The organism is Cellulomonas sp. PhB150 (genome assembly GCF_003755175.1).
Lineage (GTDB): Bacteria > Actinomycetota > Actinomycetes > Actinomycetales > Cellulomonadaceae > Cellulomonas.
Window position 1 is genome coordinate 820,823 of the sequence record NZ_RKHX01000001.1, and the last position, 24,620, is coordinate 845,442.

24 protein-coding genes are annotated in these 24,620 nt (G+C 74.9%); 10 read left to right on the top strand and 14 right to left on the bottom strand.

The window, feature by feature from the left end; all coding sequences use genetic code 11:
• Nucleotides 1–13: 13 nt before the first annotated feature.
• The 4 genes from cydD to EDF34_RS03915 are packed head-to-tail and all read left to right on the top strand — an operon-like array spanning nt 14 to nt 7,195.
• Nucleotides 14–1,657: a thiol reductant ABC exporter subunit CydD gene (gene cydD, locus EDF34_RS03900; protein ID WP_123370015.1), complete on the top strand. Its 1,644-nt coding sequence runs from the start codon at nt 14–16 to the stop codon at nt 1,655–1,657.
• A complete protein-coding gene (cydC, locus tag EDF34_RS03905; protein WP_123370016.1) occupies nt 1,654–3,387 on the top strand; it encodes a thiol reductant ABC exporter subunit CydC in 1,734 nt (577 codons plus the stop codon). The genes cydD and cydC overlap by 4 nt, the downstream gene beginning before the upstream one ends.
• Nucleotides 3,384–5,117 carry a GAF domain-containing protein gene (locus EDF34_RS03910; RefSeq protein ID WP_123370017.1) on the top strand — a complete coding sequence of 578 codons (1,734 nt, stop codon included), beginning with the start codon at nt 3,384–3,386 and terminating at the stop codon, nt 5,115–5,117. The genes cydC and EDF34_RS03910 overlap by 4 nt, the downstream gene beginning before the upstream one ends.
• Nucleotides 5,118–5,173: 56 nt before the next feature.
• On the top strand, nt 5,174–7,195 hold the full coding sequence (locus EDF34_RS03915) for an MFS transporter (protein ID WP_123370018.1): 2,022 nt from the start codon (nt 5,174–5,176) through the stop codon (nt 7,193–7,195).
• 16 nt (nt 7,196–7,211) lie between these two features.
• Here the strand turns inward: EDF34_RS03915 and EDF34_RS03920 are convergent, their stop codons facing one another.
• Complete coding sequence (locus tag EDF34_RS03920; RefSeq protein WP_123370019.1) at nt 7,212–7,838, bottom strand: response regulator transcription factor; 627 nt, start codon at nt 7,836–7,838, stop codon at nt 7,212–7,214.
• 46 nt (nt 7,839–7,884) lie between these two features.
• Here EDF34_RS03920 and EDF34_RS03925 point away from each other — a divergent pair, with 46 nt between their 5' ends.
• Nucleotides 7,885–8,838: an NAD(P)-dependent oxidoreductase gene (locus tag EDF34_RS03925; protein ID WP_233575167.1), complete on the top strand. Its 954-nt coding sequence runs from the start codon at nt 7,885–7,887 to the stop codon at nt 8,836–8,838.
• A 3-nt stretch (nt 8,839–8,841) separates the two neighbouring features.
• Here EDF34_RS03925 and mutM read toward each other — a convergent pair whose 3' ends face one another.
• The 6 genes from mutM to coaD all read right to left on the bottom strand — a co-directional run bounded on the left by mutM (nt 8,842) and on the right by coaD (nt 12,330).
• Nucleotides 8,842–9,738 carry a bifunctional DNA-formamidopyrimidine glycosylase/DNA-(apurinic or apyrimidinic site) lyase gene (mutM, locus tag EDF34_RS03930; RefSeq protein WP_123370020.1) on the bottom strand — a complete coding sequence of 299 codons (897 nt, stop codon included), beginning with the start codon at nt 9,736–9,738 and terminating at the stop codon, nt 8,842–8,844.
• 3 nt (nt 9,739–9,741) lie between these two features.
• Nucleotides 9,742–10,446: a ribonuclease III gene (gene rnc, locus EDF34_RS03935; RefSeq protein ID WP_123370021.1), complete on the bottom strand. Its 705-nt coding sequence runs from the start codon at nt 10,444–10,446 to the stop codon at nt 9,742–9,744.
• 40 nt (nt 10,447–10,486) lie between these two features.
• A complete protein-coding gene (gene rpmF / locus EDF34_RS03940) occupies nt 10,487–10,681 on the bottom strand; it encodes a 50S ribosomal protein L32 (protein ID WP_118766294.1) in 195 nt (64 codons plus the stop codon).
• 2 nt (nt 10,682–10,683) lie between these two features.
• Nucleotides 10,684–11,262, bottom strand: coding sequence for a DUF177 domain-containing protein (locus EDF34_RS03945; RefSeq protein WP_123370022.1), 579 nt, complete (start codon nt 11,260–11,262; stop codon nt 10,684–10,686).
• Nucleotides 11,263–11,368: 106 nt separating this feature from the next.
• Entirely contained in the window at nt 11,369–11,848 is a 480-nt protein-coding gene (locus EDF34_RS03950) for a hypothetical protein (RefSeq protein WP_123370023.1), read from the bottom strand.
• A complete protein-coding gene (coaD, locus tag EDF34_RS03955; RefSeq protein ID WP_123370024.1) occupies nt 11,845–12,330 on the bottom strand; it encodes a pantetheine-phosphate adenylyltransferase in 486 nt (161 codons plus the stop codon). The genes EDF34_RS03950 and coaD overlap by 4 nt, the downstream gene beginning before the upstream one ends.
• Nucleotides 12,331–12,369: 39 nt before the next feature.
• Here coaD and EDF34_RS03960 point away from each other — a divergent pair, with 39 nt between their 5' ends.
• Nucleotides 12,370–12,984: a GNAT family N-acetyltransferase gene (locus EDF34_RS03960; protein ID WP_123370025.1), complete on the top strand. Its 615-nt coding sequence runs from the start codon at nt 12,370–12,372 to the stop codon at nt 12,982–12,984.
• Here EDF34_RS03960 and rsmD read toward each other — a convergent pair.
• The 5 genes from rsmD to EDF34_RS03985 form a co-directional block, all read right to left on the bottom strand.
• Nucleotides 12,945–13,493 (bottom strand): 16S rRNA (guanine(966)-N(2))-methyltransferase RsmD, encoded by a 549-nt coding sequence (gene rsmD, locus EDF34_RS03965; RefSeq protein WP_123370026.1) that lies wholly within the window; start codon nt 13,491–13,493, stop codon nt 12,945–12,947. The two genes, EDF34_RS03960 and rsmD, sit on opposite strands and share 40 nt — an antisense overlap.
• Nucleotides 13,490–15,085: a DUF6297 family protein gene (locus EDF34_RS03970; RefSeq protein ID WP_123370027.1), complete on the bottom strand. Its 1,596-nt coding sequence runs from the start codon at nt 15,083–15,085 to the stop codon at nt 13,490–13,492. The genes rsmD and EDF34_RS03970 overlap by 4 nt, the downstream gene beginning before the upstream one ends.
• Nucleotides 15,082–15,771 carry an ABC transporter ATP-binding protein gene (locus EDF34_RS03975; protein WP_123370028.1) on the bottom strand — a complete coding sequence of 230 codons (690 nt, stop codon included), beginning with the start codon at nt 15,769–15,771 and terminating at the stop codon, nt 15,082–15,084. Before EDF34_RS03975 ends, EDF34_RS03970 begins: the two co-directional genes overlap by 4 nt.
• 61 nt (nt 15,772–15,832) lie before the next feature.
• Nucleotides 15,833–18,088 (bottom strand): ATP-dependent DNA helicase RecG, encoded by a 2,256-nt coding sequence (locus tag EDF34_RS03980; RefSeq protein WP_305038121.1) that lies wholly within the window; start codon nt 18,086–18,088, stop codon nt 15,833–15,835.
• Nucleotides 18,089–18,092: 4 nt separating this feature from the next.
• Nucleotides 18,093–19,559: a DAK2 domain-containing protein gene (locus EDF34_RS03985; RefSeq protein ID WP_123370029.1), complete on the bottom strand. Its 1,467-nt coding sequence runs from the start codon at nt 19,557–19,559 to the stop codon at nt 18,093–18,095.
• A gap of 317 nt (nt 19,560–19,876) precedes the next feature.
• Between EDF34_RS03985 and rpmB the strand changes: the two genes are divergently transcribed.
• The gene (gene rpmB, locus EDF34_RS03990; RefSeq protein WP_123370030.1) at nt 19,877–20,068 is read left to right on the top strand and encodes a 50S ribosomal protein L28; all 192 of its coding nucleotides are present in this window, start codon (nt 19,877–19,879) and stop codon (nt 20,066–20,068) included.
• 92 nt (nt 20,069–20,160) lie between these two features.
• A complete protein-coding gene (locus EDF34_RS03995) occupies nt 20,161–20,685 on the top strand; it encodes a GNAT family N-acetyltransferase (RefSeq protein WP_123370031.1) in 525 nt (174 codons plus the stop codon).
• A gap of 15 nt (nt 20,686–20,700) precedes the next feature.
• On the opposite strand, the gene EDF34_RS04000 is transcribed toward EDF34_RS03995, so the two are convergent.
• Nucleotides 20,701–21,681 carry a thiamine-phosphate kinase gene (locus tag EDF34_RS04000; protein ID WP_199737623.1) on the bottom strand — a complete coding sequence of 327 codons (981 nt, stop codon included), beginning with the start codon at nt 21,679–21,681 and terminating at the stop codon, nt 20,701–20,703.
• A gap of 84 nt (nt 21,682–21,765) precedes the next feature.
• On the opposite strand from EDF34_RS04000, the gene EDF34_RS04005 reads away from it, so the two are divergent.
• Nucleotides 21,766–22,245, top strand: coding sequence for a DUF3515 family protein (locus EDF34_RS04005; RefSeq protein ID WP_123370032.1), 480 nt, complete (start codon nt 21,766–21,768; stop codon nt 22,243–22,245).
• A 6-nt stretch (nt 22,246–22,251) separates the two neighbouring features.
• Here the strand turns inward: EDF34_RS04005 and EDF34_RS04010 are convergent, their stop codons facing one another.
• On the bottom strand, nt 22,252–23,427 hold the full coding sequence (locus EDF34_RS04010; RefSeq protein WP_199737624.1) for a D-alanine--D-alanine ligase family protein: 1,176 nt from the start codon (nt 23,425–23,427) through the stop codon (nt 22,252–22,254).
• A gap of 51 nt (nt 23,428–23,478) precedes the next feature.
• Between EDF34_RS04010 and EDF34_RS04015 the strand changes: the two genes are divergently transcribed.
• Nucleotides 23,479–24,615, top strand: coding sequence for a PLP-dependent aspartate aminotransferase family protein (locus EDF34_RS04015; RefSeq protein WP_123370033.1), 1,137 nt, complete (start codon nt 23,479–23,481; stop codon nt 24,613–24,615).
• The last annotated feature ends 5 nt before the right edge of the window (nt 24,616–24,620 follow it).

The following is a 24,620-nucleotide window of genomic DNA, read 5'->3' on the forward strand; positions in this document are numbered from 1 at the left end:
CGGCACCGGCCGCATGAGGCCCCTCGACCCCCGGCTGCTGCGCCACGCGCGTGCGGCGCGCGGCTACGTCGCGCTCACCGCCTCGCTCGGCATCCTCACGGCCGCGCTCGTCGTCGCGCAGGCGCTGCTGCTCGCGCACGCGCTCGGGCGCGCGGTGCACGACGGTGCCGACCTCGAGGCGATCGGCCCGCTGGTCGCGTGGCTCGCGGTCGTGGTCGCGCTGCGTGCGCTGGCGACGGCCGCCCAGGAGCGGTTCGCGCACCGCGCGGCGACCCGGGCCGTGGCCGAGCTGCGCGAGGGCGTCGTCGCGCACGCCGCGGCGCTCGGACCGCGGTGGCTCGCGACCGGTGAGGGGCCGGGGGTGGCCACGCTGGCGACCCGTGGGCTCGACGCGCTCGAGCCGTACTTCGTCCGCTACCTGCCGCAGCTGGTCCTCGCCGCGACCGTCACCCCCGCGACGCTCCTGGTGATCCTTGGCCTCGACTGGGTGTCGGCCGCGATCCTCGTCGCGGTGCTGCCGCTCGTGCCGATCTTCATGTGGCTGGTCGGCCGGCTCACGCAGGGTCGCTCCGAGCAGGGGCTGGCCACCATGCGGCGGCTCGGGGCGCAGACGCTCGACCTCCTCGCGGGCCTGCCCACGCTGCGGGCGTTCGGCCGCGAGCGCGGCCCCGCGGCGCGCGTGCAGGCCCTCGGGGACGCGCACCGACGCGCCACGATGGGCACGCTGCGCATCGCGTTCCTGTCCGGCATGGTGCTCGAGCTGCTCACCACGCTGTCGGTGGCCCTGGTGGCCGTGGGCATCGGGCTGCGGCTCGTCGAGGGCGACCTCGACCTGGTCACCGGGCTGGCGGTGCTGGTGCTGGCGCCCGAGGTGTTCAACCCGTTGCGCCAGGTCGGCGCGCAGTTCCACGCCTCGAGCGACGGCGTCGCGGCCGCCGAGCAGGCGTTCGCGGTGCTCGAGACGCCCGTGACCGCCGACGGCACCCGGCCGGCGCCCGACCTCGCGGGCGTCACGGTGCGGCTGCGTGGCGTGACCGTCACGACCGCCGCCGGCCGCACGCCGGACGGTCTCGACCTCGACGTGCGGCCGGGGCGCGTGGTCGCCCTGGCCGGGCCGACCGGTGGCGGGAAGTCGACGACCGTCGAGGTCGTGCTGGGGCTCCTGGTGCCCGACGAGGGGACCGTCGAGCTCGTCGCCCCGGCCGGGCCGATCCCTCTGGCCGACGTGGAGCGCGCCGGGTACTGGTCGCAGGTCGCGTGGCTGCCGCAGCGCCCGGTGCTCGAGCCGGGCTCGGTGCAGGAGGTCGTGGGCGGGGCCGACGACGCCGCGCGCGCGAGGGCCGCCGCGCTGACCGGACTCGACGCGGTCCTCGCCGACCTCCCGGACGGCTGGCAGACCGCCGTCGGCCACCTGTCCGTCGGGCAGCGCCAGCGGGTCGCCCTCACCCGGGCGCTGCTGTCCCCCGCGCCGCTCGTCGTGCTCGACGAGCCGACCGCGCACCTCGACGCGGCGGGCGAGCGGGTCGTGCTCGACACGGTCCGCGCCCTGCGTGCCGGCGGCCGCACGGTCCTGCTCGTCGCGCACCGCGCATCCCTGCTCGCCGCGGCCGACGAGGTCGTCATGGTCGCCCCGGTGCGGACGGAGGCGCTGCGATGACTCCCCCGCCCCGCGGCACGCTGCGGCGGGCGGTCGCCCTGCTCGAGGTCGACCGGCGTCGCGCGGTCCAGGCGGTCGTGCTCGGCACCCTCGCGCTCGGCTGCGCGGTCGCGCTGGCCGCCGTGGCCGCGTGGCTCATCGCCCGCGCGTCCCAGATGCCGCCGGTGCTGACCCTGAGCGTCGCGACGGTCGCCGTGCGTGCGTTCGGCATCGGCCGGGGGGTGCTGCGCTACTGCGAGCGACTCGTCTCGCACGACGTCGCCCTGCGGGGCATGACGACCCTGCGGACCACGCTCTACAGCCGCCTGGCGAGCGGGCAGCCCGGGGCCGTCCTCGGCGTGCGGCGCGGTGACCTGCTGGCGCGCGTCGGGGCCGACGTCGACGCCGTCGGCGACGTGGTGGTCCGTGGGCTGCTGCCGGGCGCTGTCGCCGCCGTCCTGGGCGTGGCGACCGTGGCGGCGATGTCGCTGATCTGGCTGCCCGCGGGCCTCGCGCTGGCGGGGTGCCTCCTGCTGGCGGGCGTCGTCGCGCCCACCCTGGCCGCTGCGGGTGCCCGGACCACCCAGGCGCGCGCCACCGACGGCCGGGCACGGGCGACCGCGAGCGCGCTCGGCATCCTCGACGACGCCGGCCCGCTCGCCGTCGCCGGCCGCACCGCCACCGAGCTCGAGGCCCTGCGAGCCGCGGACCGCGAGGTCGCCGCCGCCACCGACGCAGGCGCACCCACTGCGGCGCTGGCCGCCGGCATCGGGCAGGTCGCCGTCGGTCTCGCGGTGCTCGCCGCCCTGCTCACGGGCGTGCCGGCCGTGGTGTCGGGGCAGCTGTCCGCCGTCGGTCTCGCCGTCGTCGTCCTCACGCCGCTCGCCGCGTTCGAGGCGACCTCCCTGCTGCCGGCCGCTGCCGTCCAGGTGCGGCGCTCGCGCGCCGCGGCCGCACGGATCCTCGCGCTGCTGGACGCTGCCGGGCCGTCTGCCGCGCCTCGCCCTGCCGGCGCCGCCGGCCGCGCGCACCTGACGGCCCGCGACCTGGACTGCGGCTGGCCCGGTGCGCCGCGCGTGGTGCGGGACCTCGACCTCGACGTCTCCCCCGGCCGCGCGATCGCCGTCGTCGGCCCGAGCGGCACGGGCAAGACCACCCTCCTGCTCACGCTCGCCGGCCTGCTGCCCCGCCGCGGCGGCGAGCTCGAGCTCGACGGCACCGACGTCGAGGACCTCGCCCGGCCGGCCGACGCCGTCGTGCACGTCGCCGAGGACGGGCACGTCTTCGGCACGAGCGTGCTGGAGAACCTGCGCGTGGCTCGCGGGGACGTCACGCCCGACGAAGCCACGCAGGCTCTCGCCGACGTCGGCCTCGACGCCTGGCTCGCGGCGCAGCCGGACGGCCTCGAGACGCTGCTGGGGCCCGACGGTCGCACGCTGTCCGGCGGCGAGCGCCGGCGGCTCCTGCTCGCGCGTGGTCTCCTGAGCCCCGCCCCGCTGCTGCTCGTCGACGAGCCCGCCGAGCACCTGGACCCGGCCACCGCGGACGCGGTCGTCCGCAGCCTGCTCACCCGGTACCGGCACCGCGGCGTCGTCGTCGTCACCCACCGCCTCTCCCCGCTGGCCGATGCCGACGAGGTGGTCCGCCTCGACGGCGGACGCGTCGCGGCGCGTGGGACGCACGCGGACCTCGTAGAGCGAGTCGCCCGCTACCGTGAGGACCTCGCCGAGGAGTCCAGGGAGGACGCGTGAGTCCGCACGACGAGGGACCGGGCGCACCGTTCCGCGGCGGCGTGCTCTCCGAGGTCGACGCGCTGCCCGTGCCGTTCACGGGCGACGCGCTGCACGACCTGCTGGACGCGATCCTCGCGGTGGCGAGCGAGCTGGACCTGCCCGAGGTGCTCAACAGGTTCGTCCAGGTCAGCGCCGAGCTGACCGGCGCCCGGTACGCGGCGATCAACGTCGTGGACGCCCGGGGCGCCTCGACGACGTTCGTCTACACCGGCGTCCCGACCGCGGTCGCCCGGATGATGGGCCACGCCCCGCACGCGTTCGGGGTGCTCGGCCAGATCCCCGCCGAGGGGGCCCTGCGTCTGGACGACCTGCGCGAGCACCCCGCGTTCATCGGCTTCCCGCGCGAGCACCCGCCGATGGGCTCGTTCCTCGGGGCGTCCGTGCGGGTGGGCAACCAGGTGTTCGGTCAGCTGTACCTGTCGGAGAAGGCGGGCGGCTTCACGGCCGCCGACGAGCGCACGGTCATCGCCCTCGCCGCCGCGGCGGGCGTCGCCGTCGCCAACGCCCAGCTCTACGCCGAGGCCGCACGTCGCGAGCACTGGCTGCGTGCGGGGCAGGACATCGCCACGATGCTGCTCGAGGGCATCGACGAGGAGGAGGCGCTCGAGCACATCGCCGCCACCGCGCGCGAGATCGCGGGGGCGGACGTCGCGGCGCTCGCGCTCCCGGGGGTCGGCGGCCAGCTGTTCATCGAGCTCGCCGCGGGGCACGAGTCCGCCCGCCTCGTCGGCGCACGGATGCCCGAGGGCGGTCGCGCCTGGACCGTGATGACCGAGGGCCGGGGCCTGCTGACGCCGTCGCTGTCGCAGTCGCGGAGCGTCAAGCTCGAGGTCATGCGCGCGTTCGGGCCCGCGATGTTCGCGCCGCTGCAGACCTCGGGCCGGGGCGTGGGGGTCCTCATCCTGCTGCGCCGCATCGGCGCAGCGCCGTTCGACGAGAGCGACCTGGCCACCGCGGAGTCGTTCGCGGCGCAGGCCGCGCTCGCGTACGTGCTGGCCGAGGCTCGCCACGCGCAGGACATCGCCGCCCTCCTCGACGAGCGCGAGCGCATCGCGCGCGACCTGCACGACCTGGCGATCCAGCAGCTGTTCGCCACCGGCATGCAGCTCGAGACGGTGCGTCGGCGCTCGGCGCGCGGCGTCGACCCCGCCGAGCTCACCTCGATCGTCGAGGAGGCGCTCGACAACGTCGACTCCTCGGTCCGCCAGATCCGCCAGATCGTGTACGCGCTGCGCGACCCCGACGCCGCCACCGGCCTCGTCGAGCGGCTGCGCCGCGAGGCGTCACTGGCCCGCACCGGCCTCGGGTTCGCGCCGTCGATGGTGCTCACGCTCGACGGCCACGGGCTGTCAGACGACGGGATCGACGAGGACCTCGTCGACGAGCGCACCGGTACGGACCTGACCGACGACGTCGTCGCCGTGGTCCGCGAGGGCCTGGCCAACGCGGCCCGGCACGCCCACGCCGCCTCCGTCACCGTGCGGGTCGACGTCCGTGGCACCGGTCCCCTGGGGGTCGTCCACGTCGAGGTCGAGGACGACGGCGTCGGGCTGCCTCCCACGCGCGACCGCTCCTCGGGCACCGGCAACCTCGCCGCGCGGGCCCGCCAGCACGGCGGGACGTTCACCCTCGGCGCGGCCCCCACGGGCACCGGCACGCTCCTGACCTGGCAATCCCCTTTGTCCTGATCTGTTGCGTCGGGCGCCCGTCGGTAAGACGATGCACTCGAGACGAGGGGGCACCCATGACCGAGCAGGTCTCAGCCGGACCCACCGACGCGGGGTTCCCCGCGGCCAAGCAGCTGTCGCAGCGGGCCATCTGGACCATCTTCGGCGGGCTCATGCTCGCGATGCTCCTGGCCGCCCTGGACCAGACCATCGTCGCCACCGCGCTGCCGACCATCGTCAGCGACCTCGGCGGCGCGGAGCACCTCTCGTGGGTCGTCACGGCCTACATGCTCGCGACGACGATCACGACTCCGCTGTGGGGCAAGCTCGGCGACCTGTACGGCCGCAAGATCCTGTTCATCACGTGCATCGTCATCTTCCTCATCGGCTCCGGGCTCGCCGGGACGTCGCAGAACATGGGCCAGCTCATCGCCTGGCGCGCCGTGCAGGGCGTCGGCGGCGGCGGGCTCATGGTGCTGGCGCAGGCGATCATCGCCGACGTCGTCCCCGCCCGTGACCGCGGTCGGTACCAAGGTGCGTTCGGCGCGGTCTTCGGCATCTCCAGCGTCGCGGGCCCCCTGCTCGGCGGGCTCTTCGTCGACACCATCGGCTGGAGGTGGGTGTTCTACATCAACCTCCCGATCGGTGTCGTCGCCCTCGCCGTGGTCAGCGCCGTGCTCCCGGTCACCAAGGCCCGCACGTCGCCCAAGATCGACTACATCGGCGTGACCCTGCTCGCGGTGGTCGCGACGTCGATCGTGCTGATCACGAGCCTCGGCGGGAGCACGTGGGACTGGGGCGGCACGCAGGTGATCGGTCTCGCGGTCCTCGGCGTGCTCGCCGCGATCGCCTTCGTCTTCGTCGAGGCGCGCGTCCCGGAGCCGGTGCTGCCGCTGCGGCTGTTCAAGAACCGCGTGTTCGCGACGACCTCGATCGTCGGCTTCGTCGTCGGCTTCGCGATGTTCGGCTCGATCACCTACCTCCCGCTCTACCTGCAGGGCGTGCACGGGGCGTCGCCCACCGCGTCCGGCCTGCAGATGCTGCCGATGATGCTGGGTCTGCTCATCACGTCGATCGGCAGCGGCCAGCTCATCAGCCGGACCGGGCGGTACAGGATCTATCCGATCGTCGGCACAGCGGTCATGACCGTGGGCCTCTACCTGCTGTCCCTCATGGGCCGGGACACGTCCGGGCTGCAGGCCAGCATCGCGATGTTCGTGCTCGGCGCCGGGCTCGGGCTCGTCATGCAGGTGCTCGTGCTCGCGGTGCAGAACGCGGTCGAGTACCGCGACCTGGGCACCGGGACGAGCGGCGCGACGTTCTTCCGCACGATCGGCAGCTGCGTGGGCGTCGCGGTGTTCGGGACCGTGTTCAGCTCGCACCTGGGCTCGACGCTCGCGAGCAGCCCACCCGCGGGGGCTGTGGGGGGATGCTCTGCCGATGTGCTGACCAAGACCACCGCGAACATCGACAAGTGCGGCTCCGCAGTCATCAACTGGTTCCTCGACGGCTACGCCGACTCGATCCACACGATCTTCCTGCTCGGCGTGCCGATCGGCGTGGTCGCGTTCCTGCTCACCTGGCTCATCCCCGAGCGGCCTCTGCGCACGGGCGCGAGCAGCCCCGAGCAGGGCGAGGTGTTCGCGGCCCCCGCCGGCCGCTCGTCCTACGAGGAGCTGCGCCTCATGCTGTGGCGCGAGGTCGGCCGCCAGGACCCGCTCGCGGCCTACGCGATCCTCAACAAGGACCTCGACATCGACCTCACGCCTGGCCAGTGCTGGATGCTCTCCCGCGTCAGCGGCGAACGGTCCCGGACGTTCGCGCGCATGACCGAGCGGTCGGGCGTCGAGCTCGACCGGGTGCGCGCGGTCGCGGCCGAGCTCGAGTCCCGCGGCCTGATCGAGGTGCACGACGAGACGGCGACGCCGACCCCGGCCGGCGACGCAGTCGCCGAGGAGCTGCGCGAGAACGAGCGCTCACAGCTGCGCGAGATCGTCGCGCAGTGGGGCGACGGCGAGCCCGAGCTGGAGGAGCTGGTCGAGCAGGTCACGGACCGGTTGCGCCAGCAGGACCCGTCGTCGGCCGCCCTGCGGGGCTGACCGGGTCAGCTCGGGCTCAGTGGCCCGGCTCGGCCCGCCAGCCGGAGTGCTTGCGCGAGGCGACCCAGGCGGCGACCTGGGTGCGCCGCTGCAGCCCCATCTTGGCGAGCAGCGACGTGATGTGGTTCTTCACGGTCTTCTCGGCGACGCCCAGCCGCTCGGCGATCTCGCGGTTGGACAAGCCCTCGCCGATCAGGTCGAGCACACGCAGCTCGCTGGGCGTGAGGTTCTCGGTCGGGTCCTCGTGGCCGGCCTTGCGGCGGGTGATGGTCCGCTCGTCCAGCAGGGTGCGGCCCGCGGCGACCGCGCGGATCACGTCGGTGATCTCCGCACCGCGCACGGACTTGAGCAGGTAGGCCGACGCGCCCGCGTCGAGAGCGGCGGCGAGCGCCTCGTCGTCGTCGAAGGACGTCAGGACGATCGCGCGGGCCTCGGGCTGCGCCGCGTGCACCTGGCGGATGAGGTCGATCCCCGTGCCGTCGGGCAGCTGCAGGTCGACGAGCAGGACCTGTGGCCGGACGAGGCCGGCGCGGCGCACCCCGTCGGCGACGGAGCCGGCCTCGGCGCTGACGGTCATGCCCTCGGCGCGCTCGACCACCTCCGCGATGCCGCGACGCACGACCTCGTGGTCGTCCACGATCATGACGCTGATGGGACCAGGCTTCGCTGCGGTGGCGGGAATCGGCACGATGGCATCGTATCGAGGTGTGACCACGATCCTCGTCCCCACCACGCTGCACGACCACGTCACACTCCCCGCCGGGGTGCAGGCGGTCCGCTACGCACCCGACGAACCCGTGCCGGACTCCGACGCCGAGGTGCTCGTCGTGTGGGGCAGCGGCCGCCGCGTGCTGCGCGACGCCGCGACACGGCTGCCGCGCCTGCGCTGGGTGGCGGGCCTCGCCGCCGGCGTGGACACCATCCTGGAGGCGGGGTTCGCGCCCGAGGTGGTGGTGACCTCGGGCCGCGGGCTGCACGACGGGCCGGTCGCCGAGCACACGCTCGCGCTCGTGCTGGCGTGCGCGCGCCGGGTCCCCGAGCTCGTGCGCGCGCAGGACGAGCACCGCTGGGTCGCCGAGCTCGGCGGCATCCAGGAGATCCGGGCCGACGAGTTCCGTTCCCTGGCAGGCGCGCGCGTCGTCGTCTGGGGCTTCGGCTCCATCGCAGGACGGCTGGCCCCGCTGCTGACCGCGCTCGGCGCGTCGGTGACCGGCGTCGCGACGTCGTCGGGTGTCCGCGGGGGCTACCACGTGGTGACGCCCGACGAGCTGCTCGGCGTGCTGCCCGCGACGGACCTGCTCGTCTCGCTGCTGCCCGACACGCCCGGCACGCGCCACGCCATCGACGCCGAGGTGCTCGCATTCCTGCCGCCCCACGCGTGGGTCGTCAACGTCGGGCGCGGCGCCACGCTCGACCAGGACGCCCTGCTCGCCGCGGTCCGCACGGGCGCGCTCGCCGGCGCCGCCCTGGACGTCTTCGAGCGCGAGCCCCTGCCCGCGGACTCGCCGATCTGGGACGAGCCCCGCATCCTGGTCAGCCCGCACGGCGCCGGCGGTCGCCCCATCGGCGCGGGCGCTCTGCTCTCGGAGAACCTCGCCGCCTACCTGGCCGGTCGCCCGCTGCGGAACACCGTGGACCGCTGAGCGCTACCAGCGGCCGTTGCGCGGGCGCGGCTGGCAGCGCGGGCACGTGAAGGCTGAGCGGTTCATGAACTCGTCACGGCGCACCGGCGTGCCGCAGCGCGGGCACGGCCGGCCCTCCTGGCCGTAGACCGCGAGCGATCGGTCGAAGTAGCCGGACGCTCCGTTGACGTTGACGTACAGCGCGTCGAAGCTCGTGCCACCCTGCGCGAGCGCCTCGGACATCACGTCGCGCGCCCCGGACAGTGCCCGCTGCGCGTCGGGCCGCCGCATCGTGTCCGTGGCACGGGCGTAGTGCAGCTGCGCGCGCCACAGGCCCTCGTCGGCGTAGATGTTCCCGACCCCGGAGACGAGCGTCTGGTCGAGGATCGCGCGCTTGAGACCCGTGCGGCGGGCGCGCAGCGCGGTGAGCACGGCAGCCTCGTCGAGGAACGGGTCGAGCAGGTCGCGCGCGATGTGGCTCACGGGCTCGGGCACGGCGGCCAGGTCGGAGCCCGCTCCGCCCGGTGCTCCGTCGGGCGTGGGGACGAGCTCCTGGACGCTGAGGTGGCCGAAGGTGCGCTGGTCGACGAAGTCGAGCACCCCGTCGTCGAGCAGCAGGCGGACCCGCAGGTGGGGGTGGTCAGCGCCCTCCTCGGCCGACGACCGCACGAGCAGCTGGCCGCTCATGCCGAGGTGGGCCAGCAGGGCCTCGTCGTCCCCCAGCAGCAGCCAGCAGAACTTGCCGCGTCGCACGGCGGCCTCGAGCCTGCGGCCCGTGAGCCGACCGGCGAAGTCGAGCGGGCCGGCCTCGTGCCGGCGGACGCTGTAGTCGCGCCGGACCTCGACGCCGCGCACGGTGCGCCCCAGCACGTGGCGGGCCAGCCCGTCGCGGACGGTCTCGACCTCGGGCAGCTCGGGCACGCGTCAGGAGCGACCGGCGCGGGCGCGCAGCGGCTCGAGCGCCAGGTAGGCCGCCTCGGCGGCCTGCTGCTCGGCGACCTTCTTGGCCGGACCCACGCCGCTGCCGCGCGGCTCGCCGGCGATCATCGCGTGCGCCGTGAAGGTCCGGGCGTGGTCGGGGCCCTCGCCGGTCACCTCGTAGTGCGGTGCACCGAGGTCGAGCTCGGCGGACAGCTCCTGCAGGGACGTCTTCCAGTCGAGCCCGGCGCCCAGGTCCGCGGCCGCCACGAGCGACGGGCCGACGAGCCGCTCCACCACCGTGCGCGCGACCTCGAGGCCGTGCGAGAGGTAGATCGCGCCGAACAGCGCCTCGAGCGTGTCGGACAGGATCGAGTCCTTCTCGGTGCCGCCCGTCGCGAGCTCTCCCTTGCCGAGCAGCACGTAGGAGCCCAGGTCCAGATCGCGCGCGACCACCGCCAGCGCGCGCTGGGAGACCGTCGCGGCCCGCATCTTGGCCAGCGCGCCCTCTGGCTCGTCGGCGTGCGCCCGGAACAGCGACTCGGTGACCACGAGGCCCAGCACCGTGTCGCCGAGGAACTCGAGGCGCTCGTTGGTGGGGATGCCACCGGCCTCGTGGGCGAACGACCGGTGGGTCAGGGCAAGCACGAGAAGCTCGGGGTCCAGAGGGACCCCGAGCTTCTCGAGAAGTTCAGCTGCCGCGGCGCTCACGCCGTCTCCGGCTCACGCGTCACGGATGGAGACGCAGTCGTCAGACCGCGAGCTCGGTGCGCTGCGCCTCGGCGTACGTGCGGCCGTTGTAGGCACCGCACGACGGGCACGCCGTGTGGGGCTTCTTGTCGGCCTTGCACTGCGGGCACGACGTGAGCGTCGTGGCAGTGGTCTTCCACTGCGACCGACGCGCACGGGTGTTGCTGCGCGACATCTTGCGCTTCGGAACCGCCACGGCTAGCTCTCTTCTCTCTCGTCTTGCACACCAGCCAGGCCGCTCAGTGCGGACCAGCGCGGGTCAAGGATCTCATGCGAATGGTCAGGGTCGTCCGCCAGGCGGGCTCCGCACTCGGAGCACAGACCCGGGCAGTCAGGTTGGCACAACGGCTGGAACGGCAGAGCCGGCACGACCGCGTCCCGCAGCGCGGGCTCGAGATCGATCAGATCGCTCTCCAGCTCGCGCACGTCTTCGTCCTCGTCCCCGTCGTCGGCCGCCGCCTTCGCACGCTCGGGGTAGACGTACAGCTCGGTGAGGTGGAGGTCGACATCCTCGACCGCCTCGCCCAAGCAGCGCACGCACTCCCCGATCGCCCGACCGCGAACGGTTCCGGAGACCAGGACCCCCTCCATGACCGCCTCGAGCCGGAGGTCCAGCTCGACGTCGGTCCCGGTGGGGATGCCGATCACGTCCGTCCCGAGATCCTCAGGGGCGTCGACCGTCCGTTGCACGGTCCGCGTCGATCCCGGACGTCGGCCGAGCTCATGGGTGTCGAGCACGAACGGCGAGCGGGGATCGAGGTGGGCAGGGCGCTGCACGGCCGGGTCCCCTCGTTGATCTCGGTCCGTGCCATGAACGGCAGGACCAACCGACAACAGTACGGCACTCGCGCGCGCCGCCCAAATCAGCCGGGTGCTCAGCAGATCAGTCGCCGGTCAGTCGGCCGGCGAGCTTCGCACGGCCCGCCTGCACCTGCGCGAGCACCTTGCCGAGGTCGATCTCGAAGTCGGCCAGCCGCCGGTCGCAGTAGTCGTCCGCGTCGCGGCGCAGCCCGTCCGCGGTCTCCTGCGCGTCGGCCACGACCTGGGCGGCACGCTCGTGCGCGGCGACGACGACCGCCTCGGACTCGACGAGCCGCGCCGCCTCCTGGCGCGCGGCGTCGAGCACGGCGTCGGCCTCGGCCTGCGCGGCCGTCCGTGCGGCGTCGGCGTCGGCGAGCACCTCGTCGGCCTGGCTCAGCTGCGTCGGCAGCACGTCGCGAGCCTGCAGGACGAGGTCCAGCAGCTCCGCGCGGTTGACCAGCACCGACGAGGACATCGGCATCGCCCGCGCGGCGACCACCGCGCTCTCGATCGCGTCGAGCACGCCCGTCAGGCCCTCGGGCCTCGTCGTCGGTTCGCTCATCGCGCACTCCCTCCCAGCGCCTCGCGCACCGCGACGGCGACGCCGTCCGGCACGAGGTCGTCGATCGGCCCACCGAAGCGGGCCACGTCCTTGACCAGCGAGGACGCGATGTGCGCCAGGCCGGGGTCTGCCACCACGAACACGGTCTCCACGCCGGTCAGGTGGCGGTTCATCAGGGCCATCGGCAGCTCCGCGTCGAAGTCGGCGCCGCCCCGCAGGCCCTTGACCAGCGCGTCGGCACCGCTGTCGCGGACGAAGTCGGCGAGCAGCCCGTCGACGACCTCGACCCGCACGCCCTCGTCGTCGGCCAGCGCCGCCCGGGCCAGCGCGACGCGCGTGGCGACGTCGAGCAGGGCGGTCTTCGAGGAGTTGCGGGCCACGCCCACGATCACCTCGTCGAAGAGGGTGCGAGCCCGCCGCACGACGTCGACGTGGCCGAGCGTGAGCGGGTCGAACGAGCCGGGGCACACCGCGATGGTCACCGGCCCAGGGTAGGCCAGTGCGCCTCGTACGCTCGGCCCATGGACGACGAGGTGCGCGACGCCTGCCAGGACGACGTCCCCGCGATCCGCACGGTGCTCGCGCGCGCCTACGACGCGAACCCGTTGATCCGGTGGGTCTTCCCGGACGACGCCACGCGCGCCGGGTCCACGGCGGCCTGGCTGGGACCGTCGATCGAGCAGTACCTGGCCGTCGGCGTGGTGCACGTCGCCCTCGCCGGCAGCGCGGTGGTCGGCGTGGCTGCCTGGCGCCCGGCGGGTGCGGCGTCGGCTCCCGCGGGCCGGCCGGCCCCCGCGGACGTGCTGCGCGGGCTCGTCGGGCCCACGCGCGCTGCCGAGGTCCTCGAGGTGCTGGCCGGCACGCGCGAGCTCGCGCCCTCGACGACCGCCGCGTACCTCAACTACTTCGCCGTCGATCCCCCGCACCAAGGACGAGGCCACGGCGCGCGCCTGCTCGGCGCCGCACCCGAAGGTGACGCGTGGCTGGGCACGACCGACCCCACCAACGTCCCGTTCTACGAGCGGCTGGGCTACCGCACCTTCGCGAGCCGGCCGCTCGGCGACGGCCCCACGCTCACGCTGATGGCCCGCAGCGGTCAGGACGGCTCGGCGAACCAGACGACGGTCTCCCCGTAGGCCCGGCGGTCGAACCGGGTCACGCCCTCGGGCCACACCGGCTCGGGTGCGCGCGACGACCGCTCGACCGCCAGCACGGCGCCCGGCGCGAGCGCGCGGCCGGCCCCGGCGACCACGGCCTCGAGATCCGGCTCGGGCAGGTCGTAGGGCGGGTCGACGAGCACGAGGTCCCAGGCCGCGGCCACGGGCCGCTCGACGAACCTCTCGGCCCGCTCGGCGACGACGACCACGCCGGGCAGGCCGAGCACGGCGGCGTTGCGACGGCAGACCTCGGCCGCCTCCTTGGCCGCCTCGACGAGCGTCACGGCGACCGCGCCGCGGCTGGCCGCCTCGAGCCCGAGTGCCCCCGAGCCGGCGAACAGGTCGAGCACGCGGGCGCCGTCCACGACGTCCAGGTGCTCGAGGCGGGAGAATAGCGCCTCGCGGACCCGCTCGCTCGTGGGGCGGGTCCCCTTGCGCGGCACGCTCAGCGTGCGCCCACCGGCTGCCCCGGCCACGATGCGGGTCACTTCTTCGCCTTCTTCTCCAGCTCCTCCTGGCTCGCCATCATGCGCTCCATGAAGGTCCCGGTCGCGACCGACGAGGCGATCCCGAACGCGATCGCCGCGAGCCCCGCCTGGATCACGATCATCGTCTCGTTGACGTCGCGCAGCAGGACGGCGATCCACACGGGCAGCAGGCCGAGCACGACGAGGTCCGGGCCGCGGGCCAGCACCGCGCCGACGCCGGTCGGCAGCGCGCCCATGGGCGTCGACACCAGCGGGCCGGCCCAGTCGGGCGCCGGGCGGTACGACGAACGCACCGCGGCCGCCGCCCACACGGGCGTCGAGGCGACGCCGAGCACGATCCAGGACGCCATGTCGCCGGTCCAGCGCCCGACGGCCCCGAACGCGACGACCGACCACACGAGCATCGCGATCGCCGGCACGACCGTTCGCAGCCGGCGCACGGTCTTGGCCTCGAGCGGCAGGAGGCGGTCCAGGATCGGTGCCATCTGCGCGCGCCGGGCCCCCTCGCCCGTCGCGCTCATGGCCACGTAGCCGGACACCAGCAGCGCGAGCAGCACACCCGCGGAGCTCGCCAGCTGCGGCACGGTGCTGACCAGCACGGGCACGAGCGCGGCGACGACGAGCTGGACCATGTGGCGCAGCGAGCGGCGCAGGACCACGAGGTCGGCGGTGACGACCGCGGACGCCGGCCCGCGCGCGGTGCGCAGGCGGGAGATGCGGCGGCGCGTGGTCCGGGCGGCTCCGTCGGTGAGCGCGCGCCCGAGCTCGCGCGAGTCCAGCGAGACGGCCGCGCCCACGGCCTGCGTGGCGACCGACCCGCTCTCCCGCAGCGACCGCGTCGGGATCCGGTGCAGGCGGCGGTCGACGAGCACGCCCGCGCCGGCCAGCAGCAGCGCGGCGACGACCGCGCCGTACCAGGGCAGCGTCGGCACCTCGTCCAGCGACCAGCCGGTCAGCGCGAGCACGACGGCCGCGACGGGCGCGGCGCCCAGGATCAGGTCCCCCGTGAGGGCGGTCGCGGACCGGCTCACCCCGCGCGACTGCGCGAGCGCGGCGAGCAGCACGATGCCCGCACCCACGAGCGCCGAGGTGATGACGACGTGCACGACCCGCGGCCCGGAGTCGGCCAGCAGCCCCGCGTCGAGGAGCCCGACGAGGATCGCGGCGACCAGCGCGGCGACCAGCGGCAGCCGGCGCGCGGCCGGTCGCAGCAGCCCGCGCCGGTCGACGGGCAGCGGCAGCCACCACGCGGCCTCGGCGCCGCCCGCGCCCACGGGACCGAGCCGTCCCGCGAGCGAGACGAGCGTGCCCGCGAGCGCCACGATGATGACCACGACGAGCGTCGCCAGGCTCAGGCTCAGGTGCGTCCGCACGTCGGGCTCGGGTGGGAGCGCGACGCGCATCGCCTGCGCGAAGCCGAGCGCCATGCCGATCGCGATGCCGATCGTGATGACCGCGTAGTAGACGCTCGCGAGCAGCGAGCCCAGGCTCGCGCCGCCACGCGCGTTGGCAGCCTGCGCGGTGTACCGGCGGATGTCGCGCGCGGCCGGGACCTCGCCGAGGCCACCGGGGTGCACCGCCGGCTCGGTCACGGGTTCTCCTTGCTGATGAGCGTCGCGGCCTCGGCCGGAGCGAGCACGCGCGTCACGTCGTCGGCCACGTGGACCGCGCGGTCCGCGACGGCCAGCACCAGGTCGGGGTCGTGCGTCGCGAGCAGCACCGCGCCGCCCGCGCGCTTCTCGGCGACGAGCCGCGCCGCGAGGCGGTCGCGCATCGCGCGGTCCAGGCGCTGCTCGGGCTCGTCGAGCACCAGGAGCGAGCGCGGCCGGACGAACCCGGCGGCGAGCAGCAGCCGCCGGCGCTGGCCGGAGGAGAGCGCGACCGGCAGCGAGCGGGAGTGCTCCGTGAGCCCGAACTCCTCGAGCAGCTCGGTCACCACACCGTCCGCGCCGACGACGCCGTGACCGCGCGCGGTGAGGTACAGGTGCTCGTAGACGGTCAGGGCCGGGAAGTACGCGTCGTCGTCGAGCACGCTGGCGACCTGGGTGCGGAAGGAGATCTCGCGCTCGTCGACCTCCTCGCCGAACACCGCGAGCTTGCCGCCCGACGGCTCGAGCAGGCCGATCACGGCGCGCAGGACCGTCGACTTGCCCGATCCGTTCGCGCCGACGAGTGCCACCGCCCTGCCCGGCGAGAGCGTGAACGTCACGGGGGCGCACACGGGGGCACCGCCGTAACCGACGAGCAGGTCCTGGGCGCGCACGGCAGGCTTCGACACGCCCGCCAGGGTATCCGCGCCAGCCCAGTGCTCGGGCACGCCGGTCGGCGGGCTCGACGGGTCAGGTGCGGTCGAGGAACTCGTCGCGGCTGTCGGTCAGGCGGGCGTCGATCGCCGCCTGCAGCGCCGGCCAGGCAGCGAGCTCGGGGTCCTGCTCGACCAGGGCGCGGGCGTCGGCGCGTGCGTCGTCGATGAGGTCGCCGTCCCGCGCGACACGCAGCAGCCGCAGCGAGGTGGCCGCGCCCCACTGGGAGGCCCCGAGGACGTCGCCCTCCCCGCGCTGCTCGAGGTCGAAGCTCGCGAGCTCGAAGCCGTCGCTCGTGCCGGCGACGGTGCTGACGCGGTCGGCCGCGGGTGTCCCCGGTGGGGCGGAGCTGACCAGCAGGCACACCCCGGGGGCGGCGCCACGACCGATCCGGCCGCGCAGCTGGTGCAGCTGGGAGACGCCGAACCGGTCCGCGTCGAGGACGACCATCACCGTGGCCTCGGGGACGTCGACGCCGACCTCGACGACGGTCGTCGAGACGAGCACCGGCACCGCACCGGACGCGAAGTCCGCGAGCGCGCGCTCCTTGTCCTCCGGGCTCATCCGGCCGTGCAGGATGCCCACGGCGACCCCGTCGAGGTCGGGCAGGCCGCGCAGCTCGTCGGCGACCTCGACCACGGCGCGCAGCGGTCGGCGGGGCGCGGCGCCGGAGTCGCCGAGCGTCACGGGCTCGGTGGCCACCAGGTCGGCGCCGTCGTCGTCGTCCCCCTCGATCCGCGCGCAGACCACGTAGGCCCGGCCGCCCTTGTCGACCTCCTCGCGCACCCGCTTCCAGGTGCGTGCGACCCACGGCCGGTTGTCCGCGGGCACCACGTGCGTGCTCACGCCGCTGCGGCCTGCCGGGACCTCGGTCAGCACCGAGGTCTCGAGGTCGCCGAAGACGGTCATCGCGACGGTGCGCGGGATCGGGGTCGCGGTCATGACCAGCAGGTGGGGGCTCGCGGCGGCCTTGGCGCGCAGGGTGTCGCGCTGCTCGACGCCGAACTTGTGCTGCTCGTCGACGACCACGAGCCCGAGCTCGGCGAACTGGACGTTCTTGGACAGCAGCGCGTGCGTGCCCACCACGATGCCGGCGGCGCCGCTCGCGGCGTCCAGGAGCGCGTCGCGCCGCGCGGTGGTCGAGAGCGAGCCGGTGAGCAGCGCGACGCGCGTGCCGGCCTCGGCGCCGCCGAGCATCCCGCCCTCGGCGAGGTCGCCGAGCAGCGCGCGCAGCGACCGGGCGTGCTGGGAGGCGAGCACCTCGGTGGGTGCCAGCAGTGCCGCCTGCCCGCCGGCGTCGACCACCTGGAGCATCGCGCGCAGCGCCACGACCGTCTTGCCCGAGCCGACCTCGCCCTGCAGCAGCCGCTGCATCGGGACGGGCAGCGCGAGCTCGCGGGCCAGCTCGTCGCCGACCTCGCGCTGACCCGCCGTGAGCGTGAACGGCAGCCGCGCGTCGAAGGCGTCCAGCAGACCGCCGACGACCCGGGGGCGCGCGGTCGCGGGCTCCGCCGCCGCGCGGGCTCGGCGGCGGGCGAGCTCGGCCTGCAGGACGAAGGCCTCCTCGTACCGCAGCCGGTGGCGCGCGCGCCGCCAGTCGTCGTCCGTGCGGGGCACGTGGATGTCGTACAGGGCCTGTCGCAGCGGCCCGAGCCGGCGGGCCTCGCGCACCGACGCGGGCACGGGGTCGCTCAGCTCGTCCTCGCGCAGCGGCTCGACCACGAGTCGCGCGACGGCGCGGATCTTCGTCGAGTCGAGCTGCGCGCTGGCCGGGTACAGCGGCGTCGGCCAGCCGGCCTCCTCCCGGGCGCGCTGCTCCACGTCGTCGTCGCCGTCGAACCAGTCGTGCTTGGGGTTCGTCAGCTGCGCCTGGTCCATGAACACCGAGACCTTGCCGGTGAACAGCCCCCGCCGCCCGCGGTGCATCGACTGGACCATGTGCTGCGCCATGCCCTGCCGCTTCGTGAAGAACGTCGCGCGCAGCGTGCGGGTGCCGTCCGTGATCTCGGCCTCGACGCGGGGCGCGCCGTCCTTGCGCGCGTGCTTGATGACGGCGCTGCGGACCTCGGCGACGATCGAGACGGTCTCCCCGACCACGAGCCCGGAGATGTCGGTCAGGTTCGACGGGTCGGCGTAGCGGCGCGGGTAGTAGCGCAGCACGTCGCCCGCGGTGCGCATGCCGAGGGCCTCGAACGCCTTGCCCATGCGCGGGGCCACGCTCGAGACCGGCTTGTCCAGAGCACCGGACGAGCCCACCCGGTCCTCGTACCCGACGTCACGTCGCGTCGCCACGGCGTCAGTCCAGCCCGGCCGCGAGCGCGGGACCGTGCCCGGTCGGGCCGACGAACGTCACCTCGAGCCCCCCGCGGGCCTGCTCGATGCTCGCGCGCGCCGCGTCGTCGAGCGGGTCGCGGTGCACCACCGTGAGGTTCTCCCCCGGCCAGCCGAGCGCCCCGACGCGGCTCACCAGCCCGGCGACGTCGTCGGCCTCGGCGGGCTGGAGCCGTTCGAGGGCCGCGCTCGCAGCGTGCTCCGGGCCGTCGTCGGCGGCCGCGACGAACGCGAGCGCCGCGACGGACGCGCGCAGGGCGTCCCGCGCGTCCAGGACGACCAGCCGCTCTCCGTGCGCGCGGACGAGCGCGTCGATCTCGTCGGGCGCGAGCCCGTCACCGGCGAGCAGCACCACGCGGGACGCACCCGTGTCGGTGATCGCGCGCGTCACGTGCTCGGCCGTCACCGGCGCCTCGGGACACCGCACGACGGTCACGGCACCGGTCGCCGCGAACCACGTTGCCAGCGCTGGCGAGGCGGTGCAGGCCACCAGGCCCGGGCCGCTCGTCTCGGGCACCTGCCCGTGCGAACCCTCGAGCAGACGCACCACGACCTGCTCCCGCACGCCGACCTCGCACAGCGCGATCGCGCCCTCGGGGTCGTCGGTGTGGACGTGCACGTGCCACCAGCCGTCGGCGCCGACCACCGCCACCGAGTCGCCGACCGTCCCCAGCGACGAGCGCAGCCCCGCACCCAGGTCCTGCGGCCCGCCGCGCACCAGGGCCATCACCTCGTACGCGCCGCCCTCCGCGCTGGCCTCGGCCTCGTCGTCGCCCGCCGCACGGGCCGTCGGCAGCCAGGTGACGTCCGGGACCGCGTCGGCATCCTCCGCGGCGACGCGGGCCAGCGCGCCGAGCACGACGAGCAGCGCGCACGCGCCGGCGTCGAGGACGTGCGCGCGGCGCAGCACGGGGTGGGCGGCGCTGATCGTGGCGAGGGCGCGGTGGGCGTCGTCGAGCACCTCGGCGAGCATGGTGGACAGGTCCGCGCGGGCGCCGGCCGCGATGAGCGCTCCCTGCGCGACCTCGTCGGCGACCGTCAGGACGGTCCCCTCCTGGGGGTCCGCGAGCGCCTGCCGGGCGGACCGCGCCGCGTTCGCCAGCCCGGCCGCGACCTCGTCCGTGCCGGGCGCGTCGCCCCACGAACGGGCCAGCCCCGCGAGGTACTGGCTGAGGATCACGCCGGAGTTGCCGCGCGCCGCGAGCATCGCCCCGCGCGCGAACGCGACGACCAGCTCGTCCGGCCCCGCGCCCGCCTCGACACGGTCGACGGCCTCGACGCCGCCGGTGACCGTGAGCAGGACGTTCGTCCCCGTGTCGGAGTCGGCCACCGGGAACACGTTCACGGCGTCGATGCTCGCGCGTGCGCGCTCGAGCCCGGTCCGCGCCGCGTGCGCCCAGGCGCGCACCGCCGCCCCGTCGAGCCGATCCATCGCCACGTCCGCCTGCGTCCCCTCGTCGATCGCTCGTCAACCCGGCGCCGGGCTCCCGGCTGTGTCCGACCACACCCTGCCCCATCCCGCCGACATTTGGGGTGCCGCCCGACGATGGGCTAGTCTTGACCGGTTGCCCGGAGGACTTCGGGCACCTCGAGGCGCGCGGACATCGTCTGCACGGCCCGCATCCGAGCTCCGGAGACGGTCCCCAGTCGTGCGTGCGCCCGGTACAAGCTTCGCCGCTCTCGCGGCGTGACCGCACACCACCGGGTCCGGATCGCTTCGGCCCCGGACCGAGAACACAGGAGAAACTCGTGGCTGCCAACTGCGACGTCTGCACCAAGGGCCCGAGCTTCGGGCACAGCGTCTCGCACTCGAACCGGAAGACGAAGCGCCGCTGGAACCCGAACATCCAGCGTGTGCGTGCCGTCGTCGCGGGGACGCCCAAGCGCCTCAACGTCTGCACCTCGTGCCTCAAGGCCGGCAAGGTCCAGCGCGCGATCTGACGTCTCGACCACATCGAGTTCGTGTCGAGGGCCCGCACCGTTCACGGTGCGGGCCTTCGTCATGCCCAGCAGGGTGTGGCAGGGTGAGTGTCATGACAGAGCAGCTGGACGAGGTGACGATCCGCATCGCCCGACCGGACGACGCCACGCCCCTGGCCCAGGTGCACGTCCGCTCGTGGCAGGAGGCGTACGCGGACATCGTCCCGGCGGCATACCTCGCCTCGCTGAACCCCGAGACGCGTGCCCAGCAGTGGACGTCCTACCTGACCAAGGGTCCGGAGGACGGCATCACGACCTGGGTGGCGATCGCCGGGGAGCGTCACGTCGGCTTCGTCTCGCTCGGCCCGGCCCGCGACGAGGACGCCCGGCGCGGTGACCGCGAGATCTACTCGATCTACCTCGACCCCGGCACGTGGGGTCACGGCGTCGCCCGTGAGCTCATGCGGACGGTCATCGCCGAGGCCGGCGAGCGCAGCCGCATCACGCTGTGGGTGCTGGCCGACAACGAGCGTGCCCGGCACTTCTACCGGCGGCACGGCTTCCAGGCCGACGGGGTCGAGCGCTTCGAGGACGTCGGCGGCGCCGAGCTGCTCGAGGTCCGCTACCGCCGCAACTGACCCGGCGGGGCCCGCTCAGCCGAAGTGGTCCCAGCCGGCGCTGCCGGTCCAGGCGCGCCCCTCGACGAGCACACCCGGGACGCCGCTCCGGACGCGTCCGACGACCCGGAAGCCGTCGGGCAGCGCGACGCCCTGCGGGAACGTCGCGAGCAGCCCGTGGTCCTCTCCCCCCGTCATGACCCAGTCGCCCGCGTCGCGACCCAGCGCCGACGCCGCGGGCGCAAGGGCGGCCACGTCGGCGCCGTAGGCGGCCGGCCCGACGAGGTCCAGCACGACGGCGCTGGCCCGGCCGATCCGGCCCGCGTCGCGCACGAGCCCGTCGGAGACGTCGATCATCGCTGTCGCTCCCGCGAGTGCCGCGGCTGGCCCGAGCGCCAGCGGCGACGACGGTCGCAGGTACCCCGCGACGAGATCGGGGGCGAGGTCGGCGCGATCGGCCTCGAGCAGAGCCCACCCGGCCGCCGACCACCCCCGCACGCCTGCGTGGGCGACGACGTCGTCGGCCCGCGCTCCCCCGCGCAGCACGGGCTCACGACCCTCGAGGTCGCCGTGCGCGGTGACCGCGACGACGACGACCGGCCCTCCGGACAGGTCGCCGCCGACGACGCCCACGTCGAGCGGCGCGCACGCCGCGCCGAACCCGCGCGCCAGGTCCTCGACCCACTGCGCCGGGAGGTCGCCGGGCACGACGAGCGACACGACGAGGCTCGTCGGGCGCGCGCCCATCGCGGCCACGTCCGCGAGGTTCTGCACCGCGGCCCGCACCCCGACGTCGAACCCGCCCGACCAGCGACGCCGGAAGTGGCGGTCCTCGACGAGCACGTCGGTGGTGACCACGAACCGGCCGTCCGGCGCCGCGACGACCGCCGCGTCGTCGCCGGGCGGCACGAGGGTCGCCGCGCCGCGGGGCAGGTGCGGGAAGATCCGAGCCAGCAGGGCGTCCTCGTCCAGGTCACGCACGAGGGGACCGACCGCCGACTGCCCGTTGCTGCTCACGCGGACACGCTAGACGACGTCGGAGCGGCGGGGATCACAGCGCCAGCGGTCGGGAGTGCGGTCCGCGGCGGCTAGCGTGGACCGGTGCGCAGACGACCGGCAGCCCTCCTCGCGGCCACGACGCTCGTCCTGCTCGCGGGCTGCGCGACGACGGTCCCCACGAAGGTCGGGCCCGACGCCACCGATCCCGTGTGCGCGGACGTCGTGCTCTCGACGCCCGACGAGCTGTCCGGCCTGGCGCGCAAGGACACGAACGCGCAGGCGACGACGGCGTGGGGCGAGCCCGAGGCTGCGATCATCCTGCGCTGCGGCGTCCAGCCGCTCGGCCCGACGACCGACCGGTGCGTCACGGTCGAGTCGGCTGACGGCACCGCGATCGACTGGGTCGTGACCCAGGGCGACACCGACTCGAACGAGGGCGACGCGACCTTCACGACCTACGGCCGCGTGCCCGCCGTCGAGGTGTTCGTCCCCGCGTCGGTCCGCAAGGAGCACTCGACGTCGATGCTCATCGACCTCGGGCCGGCCGTCGCGAAGACGCAGAAGCAGCGGTCCTGCCTGTAGCCGTGCTCAGCGCAGCCCGGTCGGCCGGTGCAGCGCGAGCCGGACGAGCTCGTCGACCAGCTCGGGGTACTCCAGGCCGGAGGCCTGCCACATCCGCGGGTACATCGAGAACGGCGTGAAGCCGGGCATCGTGTTGATCTCGTTGACCACCACCTCGCCGTCGGGCGTCACGAAGACGTCGACCCGCGCGAGGCCCTCGCAGCCCACCGCCTCGAACGAGCGGATGGCGACGTCCTGGACCTTCGCGACGATCTCGTCGGGCAGGTCGGCCGGGCAGACGAGGTCGACGCCCGCCTCGTCGAGGTACTTCGCCTCGAAGTCGTAGAAGTCGTGGCGCGCGTCGGTGACGATGATCTCGCCGGGCAGCGACGCCCTGGCGCGGTCCCCGTCGTGGCCGCCGAGCACGCCGCACTCGATCTCCCGGCCGACGATGCCGGACTCGACGACGATCTTCGGGTCGTGCTGCGCGGCGGCCTCGACCGCGGCCGGCAGGTCGTCGAGGTCGTCGACCCGGGTGATGCCGAGGCTCGACCCGGCGCGGGCGGGCTTGACGAACAGCGGCAGGCCCAGCGGCTCGACCCGCGCGGTCGCGGCGGCCGGGTCGCGGTCGAACTCGCCGGGCGCCAGGACGACGAACGGCCCGACGGGCAGCCCGTGGCCCGCCAGCACGACCTTCATCATGTGCTTGTCCATGCCCACGGCCGAGGCGAGCACGCCCGCGCCGACGTAGCGCACGTCGGCCAGCTCGAGCATGCCCTGCAGGGTGCCGTCCTCGCCGAACGGGCCGTGCAGGAGCGGGAAGACGACGTCGACGTTTCCCAGCGCGCGCGGGAGCTCGCCGGGCTCGAGGACCTGGACGTCGCGGTCGTCGACGGCCTGGGGCAGCAGGACGTGGGAGGCGGTGTCCTCCACCTGCGGGAGCTGCCCGTCGGTGATGGCCCAGCGCTCGGGGTCGGGGTCGGCCAGCACCCAGCGGCCGGTCGGCGTGATGCCGACGGCCAGCACGTCGTACCGCTGCGGGTCGAGCGCGCGGAGCACGCCGCCGGCAGTCGCACAGCTGATCGCGTGCTCGCCCGAGCGGCCCCCGAACAGGACCATCACCCGCGGGCGGTGCTCGGTGAGCACCCACTGGGCGTCCTCGTCGGGCGTGGTGCGGACCTCGGAGTCGGGAGTCGCGTTCATCGGCCCCGACCCTACCCGCCAGCCGGGAGACCGGGTGCGTAACCTGCTCTCGTGAGCCACGACGCACCCCTCGCACCCGCCACCGTCACCGTCGCCGCGGGCCGCCCCGCCAGGACGCAGGGCGCTGCGGTCAACCCTCCGGTCGTCCTGTCCTCCACGTTCGTCTCGCAGGGCGTCCCGGCCCCTGGCGAGCTGCTCTACGGGCGCATCGACGCAGACACGTGGCACCCGTTCGAGCAGGTCCTCGGCGAGCTCGAGCAGTCACGCCACCCGGCGCTCGTCTTCGGCTCGGGGATGGCCGCGATCGCCGCCGCCCTCTCGCTGGTCCCGCCCGGCGGCCGGCTCGTCCTGCCCCGGCACTGCTACCAGGTGACGCTCGGCTACGCGGCGGACCTCTCCGAGCGGCAGGGCGTCGAGGTCGTGCTGGTCGACATCGACGACACCGACGCGGTGCTCGCCGCGCTGCCCGGGACGTCGATGCTGTGGGTCGAGTCCCCCACCAACCCGATGCTCGAGGTCGCCGACCTGCCCGTGCTGGTCGAGGCCGCGCACGCGGCGGGCGCCCTGGTCGGGGTCGACAACACGTTCGCCACCCCCCTGGTCCAGCGCCCCCTGACGGTCGGCGCGGACGTCGTCGTGCACTCGGTGACCAAGTACCTCGCGGGGCACAGCGACGTGGTGCTGGGTGCGGCCCTGGCCGACGACGACGCGCTGCACGCTCGTCTGCACGCGTACCGGACCCTGCACGGCTCGATCGCCGGGCCGTTCGAGGTGTGGCTCGCGCTGCGCGGGCTGCGGACGCTGGCGCTGCGCGTCGAGCGCGCACAGGCCAACGCCGCCGAGCTCGCGCGGCGGCTCTCGGCGCACCCCGCCGTGGTGGCCGTCCGGCACCCGAGCCTGCCCGACGACCCCGGGTACGAGCGGGCTGCCCGGCTGATGGACGGGTTCGGCTCGATCATCGGGCTGCGCCCGAGGGGCGGCGCCGCCGGCGCGGACGCCGTGATCGCTGCGCTGCGCCTGTGGGTGCCCGCGACGAGTCTGGGCGGCGTCGAGTCGAGCCTGGAGCGGCGGCGGCGGTTCGCCACCGAGTCGCTCACGGTGCCCGAGGACTTGCTGCGGCTGTCGGTCGGGATCGAGGACGTCGACGACCTCTGGGCCGACCTCGCGGCGGCGCTGGACCAGCTGTAGGCGCG